The 6,422-nt window shown below is 68.0% G+C and carries 5 protein-coding genes, 1 tRNA gene and 1 pseudogene; 2 read left to right on the plus strand and 5 right to left on the minus strand.

The annotated features are described in order from the left end of the window. Positions 1 to 698: pseudogene (locus QZX79_RS14865) on the minus strand (hypothetical protein); the annotation flags it as partial. A gap of 112 nt (positions 699 to 810) precedes the next feature. Here QZX79_RS14865 and QZX79_RS14870 point away from each other — a divergent pair. Beyond that, complete coding sequence (locus QZX79_RS14870) at positions 811 to 1,305, plus strand: DUF456 domain-containing protein (protein WP_294569388.1); 495 nt, start codon at positions 811 to 813, stop codon at positions 1,303 to 1,305. A 123-nt stretch (positions 1,306 to 1,428) separates the two neighbouring features. On the opposite strand, the gene QZX79_RS14875 is transcribed toward QZX79_RS14870, so the two are convergent. From QZX79_RS14875 to QZX79_RS14890, 4 genes are all read right to left on the minus strand, one after another. After that, the gene (locus QZX79_RS14875) at positions 1,429 to 1,569 is read right to left on the minus strand and encodes a hypothetical protein (RefSeq protein ID WP_198811235.1); all 141 of its coding nucleotides are present in this window, start codon (positions 1,567 to 1,569) and stop codon (positions 1,429 to 1,431) included. A 55-nt stretch (positions 1,570 to 1,624) separates the two neighbouring features. Beyond that, on the minus strand, positions 1,625 to 3,100 hold the full coding sequence (locus tag QZX79_RS14880; protein ID WP_294569394.1) for a S10 family peptidase: 1,476 nt from the start codon (positions 3,098 to 3,100) through the stop codon (positions 1,625 to 1,627). A gap of 35 nt (positions 3,101 to 3,135) precedes the next feature. Beyond that, entirely contained in the window at positions 3,136 to 4,665 is a 1,530-nt protein-coding gene (locus tag QZX79_RS14885) for a DHA2 family efflux MFS transporter permease subunit (RefSeq protein ID WP_294569395.1), read from the minus strand. Between the two features lie 140 nt (positions 4,666 to 4,805). Then, positions 4,806 to 6,026 carry a globin domain-containing protein gene (locus QZX79_RS14890; RefSeq protein WP_294569397.1) on the minus strand — a complete coding sequence of 407 codons (1,221 nt, stop codon included), beginning with the start codon at positions 6,024 to 6,026 and terminating at the stop codon, positions 4,806 to 4,808. Positions 6,027 to 6,290: 264 nt separating this feature from the next. Here QZX79_RS14890 and QZX79_RS14895 point away from each other — a divergent pair. Next, positions 6,291 to 6,363: transfer RNA gene (locus tag QZX79_RS14895), tRNA-Ala, on the plus strand. The last annotated feature ends 59 nt before the right edge of the window (positions 6,364 to 6,422 follow it).

The raw sequence follows: 6,422 nt of genomic DNA on the forward strand, positions 1-6,422 counted from the left end.
TTGGCGCCGTCGAATCGAGCCATCCGCCCTGCGACGTATCCGCCGGCGAAGTAGGAGACCAGCAGCAGCACCAGCAGCACGATGGCGGAGGTGACCCCGACCGTCTGGGCGTCCTGGGATGCCTGGTCGGCGGCTTCATTGAGGTTGGTGTTCGTCGAGAGGCTGAAAACGGCGCCGGCCGCCGCGAGCAGGGCGGTCAGCAGCACCGCCATGCCGGTGGCCGTCAGCCAGCCGAAGAAGGCGGAGCCGAACTTCATGCCGCCGAACTCTTCCTTCTCGCGCTGGTGCAGCGCGCGGCGGTCGGCGGCGGCCGGGATGGCGTCGTCGGCGACGGTGTGGCGGTCGTTGCGGTTGCGGTGCTCATCCGGATCCAGGGTGTGGGACCCGGAGTCCCTGGTTGCGCTCACGGGGACGGCGCGGGTGTGCGCGCGGGTGGCGGTGTCATCGGCTCCGGTGTCGCCGACCCGGTTCGCGGCCGTGTGCTCGCGCGTGGCGGTGTCGTCGGCCCCGTCGTCACCGGCCCGATTTGCGGCCGTGTGCTCGCGTGTCGCCGTGTCGTCTGATGGCGCTTCGCCGGCGCTGCTCGCGCCGGTGGAGTGCTGCGTCTCGTTCCCGCGGGCGTGCGTTTCCTGCCCTTGGTCTGTGCCGCGGGGGCGCCGCAGAGCTCCGTCGGTGTCCCCTGTTCCTGGCGTACTCATGCGTCCTCCTGTTTGCAAGACCAAATTTTTACTCAGTCACCTTAGTATTGCAGGCCGCGCTGTGGAACTCTACGTGCCGGGGCGCGCCGGTCCCGGGTGGGAGACTGGGCGCATGGACTTCCAGGTATTGATGACGGTGGTGAGCGGACTGCTCATTGCGGTGGGCACTGCGGGTGTTGTGGTTCCGGTGCTGCCCGGCAGCGTGCTGATCGTTGGATCGCTGCTGCTGTGGGCCTTCGCCGTCGAAAGCGCCGTGGGATGGGTGGTCTTCGCCCTAGGGTCCCTGTTTGCCGTGGCCGGCCTGCTGTCGGGGCTGGTCCTGACCGGAAGGACCCTGAAGCGCCAGCGAATTCCGGGCCGCTCGGTGACGATCGGGCTGATCATCGGCGTAGTGGGGATGTTCGCCGTCCCCGTGGTGGGGCTGTTCCTGGGCTTCGCCCTGGGACTGTTTGCCAGCGAATACCAGCGGCAGCGCAACGCCCGGTCCGCCCTGTCCTCGAGCCTTCAGGCCCTGAAGGCCACCGGGCTGGGCATCCTGGCCGAACTCGGCTTCGCGTTCGCCGCCGGCACCACCTGGATCCTTGGCGTCTGGGTGCACTTCGCCTGAGGCCTGCGCCCATCGCACCCGAAAACGCCCAGGGGGCCCGATAACGACAAACGCACCCGAATTATCGGGTGCGTTTGTCGTTTTCGGGTGCGTTCGCTGCCAGGGGCGGCCGGGAGCCGTGGGCTACCTGCCGAAGTTCTTCCCGTAGCGGGTCTTGTCGGCCCGGTTGATCGAGCCGGGGCGGCGGGTCTGCGCGCCGCCGCGCTTCTGCATCACCTTGGAGACAACGATGGGGGCCAGCGCCCAGAGGATTCGCTTGAGCATGACGGTTTGTCCTTTCGTCCGGTGCCGGAATCGGCATCAATACTAATCCTACTGACTAATTGTCCGTCGAGGGACCGTTCGTGACGAAATCCCGAAGTGCCGCCAGCTGCGTTCGGCGCACCTCCGGGTTCAGGTACATCATGTGGCCGGCTTCGTGGAAGTGGTGCGAGAAGCGGGCCTTCGCCTGGTCGGAGAGGGACATATGCGCCCAGACGTATTCGGCGGCGAAGTGCGGAGTGGCGCCGTCGTGGTAGCCGTAGTCGACGTGCACGCGGAGGGAGGGATTGTGGATGAGGAGGCGTTCGAGCACGTTGGAGACATCGACGGGCGCCCCTTCGAAGGTGCGGTAGCTCCAGGGCTGCACCCTGGCGGTGAGGATCTCGTACGGGAGGTCGTTCTCGTAGCCCAGTTCGGCGCGCACGTAGTGGTTCATGGCGGCGGCGAAGGGTCCGGTGATCGCCCGCATGCTCGGGTCGTCCCAGGAATCCGAGCTCTGGAGGTTCTCGGGAGGGGCGGTGAACCTGCCATCGATCCGGCCGACGGCCAGGCCCTCGCCGCGCAGCAGTTCGGCGGCGAACTCGGAGTAGTCCCAGCGCAGGTTGGTGCGGCGGATGAATCCTTCGTCGAGGGTGGTGATGGTGCTCAGGCGGGCGACGACGTCGTCGTACTCGGCCGAGGTCAGCCGGTTTCCCTGGGTGAGGGCATAGCCGAAGTCCGCGGCGGCGAACTGCTCGGCCTCCCGCACCACTTCGGCCAGGTCCCGTTCGCCGTGGCGGCCGTGGAAGTGGGCGATGGCGGCGTAGGTGGGAAGGTGGAGGGCGTAGGGCAGGTCGCTGCCCGGGAAGAAGCGCAGGGTCGACATATTGAGCACTGTGGAGATCAGCCCAAGTCCGTTCACCGCCATCCCGTAGGCGTCGAAGAGGCGGCCGGCGACGGCGACCGCACGCAGCGTGCCGTAGGACTCTCCGACAAGGTACTTGGGGGACAGCCAGCGGTTGTTGCGGGTTGTCCAGAGGCGGATCACCTCGGCGACAAGGTCCCGGTCCTCGATGAAGGCGTGGAATTCGTCGGTCTTTTCCCCGTCCACGACGCGCGAGAAGCCGGTGTTGACCGGGTCGATCATCACGAGGTCGCTGGTTTCGAGCAGGGAATCTGGGTTGTCGACAAGCCCGAAGGGGGCGGGGGTCATCGCTCCGACGTCGCCGGCGTCCACCAGCCGGGGTCCGAGCAGGCCCAGGTGGAGCCACACCGAGGAGGACCCGGGTCCGCCGTTGAACGCGAAGGTCACCGGGCGTCCGGGCTCCCCGTCGTCCTTGGTGTAGGCGGCGAGGAAGATTTCGGCCTTGGGCCGGAAGCCGTCGGCCCGCCCGTCCTTGGTTTCTTCCCGGCGCAGCACGAGCCGCCCGGTGGTCGTCGTGTACTTCAGGCCCGACGGCGAGGTATGGCCGCGCGAGACGAAGTCGTCGCTGACGTCCTTCGATTCGGTGGGCGGGTCGGCGGGAGTCGGGGTTCCTGTCGGGTCATCAGCCATGGCACGAGCCTAGCCGTGGTTGATTCAGGCAACCACTAGGAGTCCACGGGTTGGGCGGGACGCCGGGCGGCCTGCGGGGCTTCGCCGGTCCAGACGGTGCCCTGCTGGGGCCGCGCATAGAACAGCGCCGCCGCCAGGCCGATGAGGATGACCGTGGCCGGCAGGTAAAGGGCCTGCCCCATGGAGAGCGCGTAGCCGGCCTGGGCCGCCTCGGGCAGGGTCGACCCGGCGTCCGCGGATCCGCCGCCGAGGTTGGCGCTGAGCCGGGCCTGCATCATCGCCGCGATGGCGGAACTGCCCAGAACCGCTCCGACCTGCCGCGTGGTGTTGTACACGCCGGAGCCGGCCCCGGCCAGCGAAGGGTCAAGGTTGCGGGTGGCGGTGAGGGAAACCGGGGCCCAGATGCCGGCGCTTGAGAATCCGAGAAGCGAGACCGGAAGCAGGATCAGCCACAGTGGGACATCCGGGGTGAGGATTGCGCCCAGCCAGAACAGCGCGGCCGACATCCCGGCGAAGCCGAGCACCGCCATGAGCTTCGGGTTGTTGCGCTGGACGAACCGGCCCACGAATGGAGCCAGGACGCCGGAGACCACGGCCATCGGCGTGAGCAGAAGAGCCGCCTGCGTCGGGCTGAGCCCCCGCACGTTCTGGGCGTAGAGCATCAGCGGGAGCGCCATGGTGGTGATCGAGAAGCCCATGGCGGTGATCGAGGTGTTCGCGAGGGAGAAATTGCGGTCCCGGAACAGCCGCAGCGGAAGCAGCGGTTCCGCCCGGTTGAGGCGCTGCCAGAGCACGAAGGCCGTCAGGAGGACCAGCCCGGCAATGATCAGGGACCATACGGTCACCGGCCCCGCGATGGTGCCCCAGTCGTACAATTCCCCCTCCTGGATGCCGAAGACGAGGCAGAACATCCCCGCCGCACTGAGCAGCACGCCGAGGAGGTCGAAGCGGTGGCTGTTGGTTTTCAGTTTGGGCACGAGCCGGTAGGCAAGGATGAATCCGATCACTCCCACCGGGAGGTTGATGAAGAAGATCCATTCCCAGCCCAGGCTGTCCACCAGGATGCCGCCGAGGACCGGACCGACGAGGGTGGCCACGCCGGCCACCGATCCCCACAGTCCCATGGCGGTGCCGCGCCGTTCTGGCGGGAAGATGCGGGTGATGACGGACATTGTCTGGGGGGTCATGAAGGCAGCCCCGAGGCCCTGGAAAACGCGGGCGAGGATGAGGGTTCCGACCGAATCGGCGAGCCCGCACCAGGCGCTGGAAAGGGTGAAGACCACAAGCCCCACGAGGTAGATCCGGCGCGGGCCGAAGCGGTCGCCGAGCCTTCCGGTGATGAGCAGCGGCACGGCGAACGCCAGCAGATAGGCGCTGGTGACCCAGATGACCTCGTCCAGGGTGGCGCCGAGGCCGTCCATGATGGCCGGGGTCGCCACCGAGACGATCGTCGAGTCGACGAGGATCATGAAAAACCCGATCACCAGGGACCACAGGGCGGGCCAGGGCCGGATATCCCCGCCCTCGGCAGTCGGCTGGGCGGTTACCGATTCGTCGCGGGGCATGGTTCACAGGTTACTCCTGTGCGCCGACGAAACCCGCGGCGGTTTCCGGGCCCGCCGCCAGCGGCGGGCCCGTCCTGTCGGTCCGTTATCCGGGGCGGTGGGCGGCGTGGACCGGCGCCCTGCCCCGCGGCTCCGGGCGGCTAGGCCGCCTGGGCTACGTCGTCGGCGATCCAAAGGTCGGGGCCGAAGACCTCGTAGTGGATGTCCCGCGGTGAGACCCCGCGCCGCAGGAGCGAGGTGCGGATGCCCTGCATGAAGGACAGGGGGCCGCAGAGGAAGTATTCGGCCCCTGCCGGAAGGGCGACCGGATCGAGGTTCATGCGCCCCGGCCGGCGGTCATGGCTTCCGCCCCGAAAGGCGCCGCTGGTCGAGTCCCATGCTACGAACCGTGCGGAGGCAAGGCCGGCCAGGTCCTCCTTGAGCTGGCGCTGGAGAATTGCGGGGCCCGGGTTGCGGTCGACGTGGAGGAAGGTGACGCTGCGCTGGCTCCCGGTCCGGGCCAGGTGGGACAGCATGCCGGCGTGCGGGGTGACGCCGACGCCGGCGCTGGCGAGGACGAGCGGTCGGTCGGAGGGCTGCAGCACCACCTCCCCGAACGGAGCGGAGACCTGCACGCGGTCGCCGACGGTGAAGCGGTCATGGAGGGCGGCGGACACCTCACCCTGGGGGCCCGCTGCGGGGCGTTCGCGCTTGACGGTGATCTGCCTGAAGCTTCCGTCGTCGGCCCGGGACAGGCTGTACTGGCTAGGCTGGAGGAGTCCGTCCTGCCTGGGGATCCGTACCGAAACATACTGGCCCGGCAGTGAAGCCGCGGCTGTGCCGCCGTCGGACGGTTCAAGCACCAGCGTGACCGCCCCTTCGGTCTCGGCCGTCTTGCGGGTGATCGTCCACTCGCGCCAGACCTCCCCGGCGGCAAGACCGGCGGTCCGGTAGAGATCGCGTTCCTGGTTGATCAGGACGTTGGCCATGAGCCAGTAGACCTCATCCCAGGCCGCCGCCACCTCCGGGGTCACCGCTTCGCCCAGGACATCGACGACGGCCCACATCAAGTGCTCGTGCACGACGCCGTACTGCTCCGGGCGGATTCCCGGGGAGGCGTGCTTGTGTGAGATGCGCGCCAGCAGCTGGTCGGGCAGCTCGTCCGCCTTGTTCAGCAGATGTCCGGCGAAGGCTGCAATCGAGCCCGCAAGGGCCTTCTGCTGGCGGCCGCCGGCCTGGTTTCCCCGGTTGAAGACGCCGTCGAGCAGCTCAGGGTGGGCCTCGAACAGGTGGGTGTAGAACCGCCGGATGATCTCGCCGAGGTTTTCGCCGACCACTGGGAGCGTGGCAGCGATCACGGGGCGGGACTGATCCGACAACATTGGGGTTTTTTCCTTCGATGCGAACGACGGACCGCAGGGTCCTTGGGGCCGGGCGGCAGCCGCGCGGAGGCGTCGGCTGGCGCGGGGACTGGTTTCACTCTAGCCAATTTCTACAGCGTGTAGAAATTAGGCGGCGGCCACCACCTCCGCCTCCCGGAGCACCCTCCCACCGACACCGGACGTTGGAGCCCAGAGGGGGCGCCGCATGCGCTTTCCGGCCGGCTTTGAGCAAAGCGGGAACTATTCGCTAGAGTGAGGGGGTCAGGGGCTTTAGCTCAGTTGGTAGAGCGTTTCGTTCGCAATGAAAAGGTCAGGGGTTCGATTCCCCTAAGCTCCACTACGAAGGCCCTTTGGCCTGCGGAAACGTCGGGATGAAGGGCTTTTCTCCTCTCTCGC

It is taken from the genome of uncultured Arthrobacter sp. (genome assembly GCF_902805515.1).
GTDB lineage: Bacteria > Actinomycetota > Actinomycetes > Actinomycetales > Micrococcaceae > Arthrobacter_D.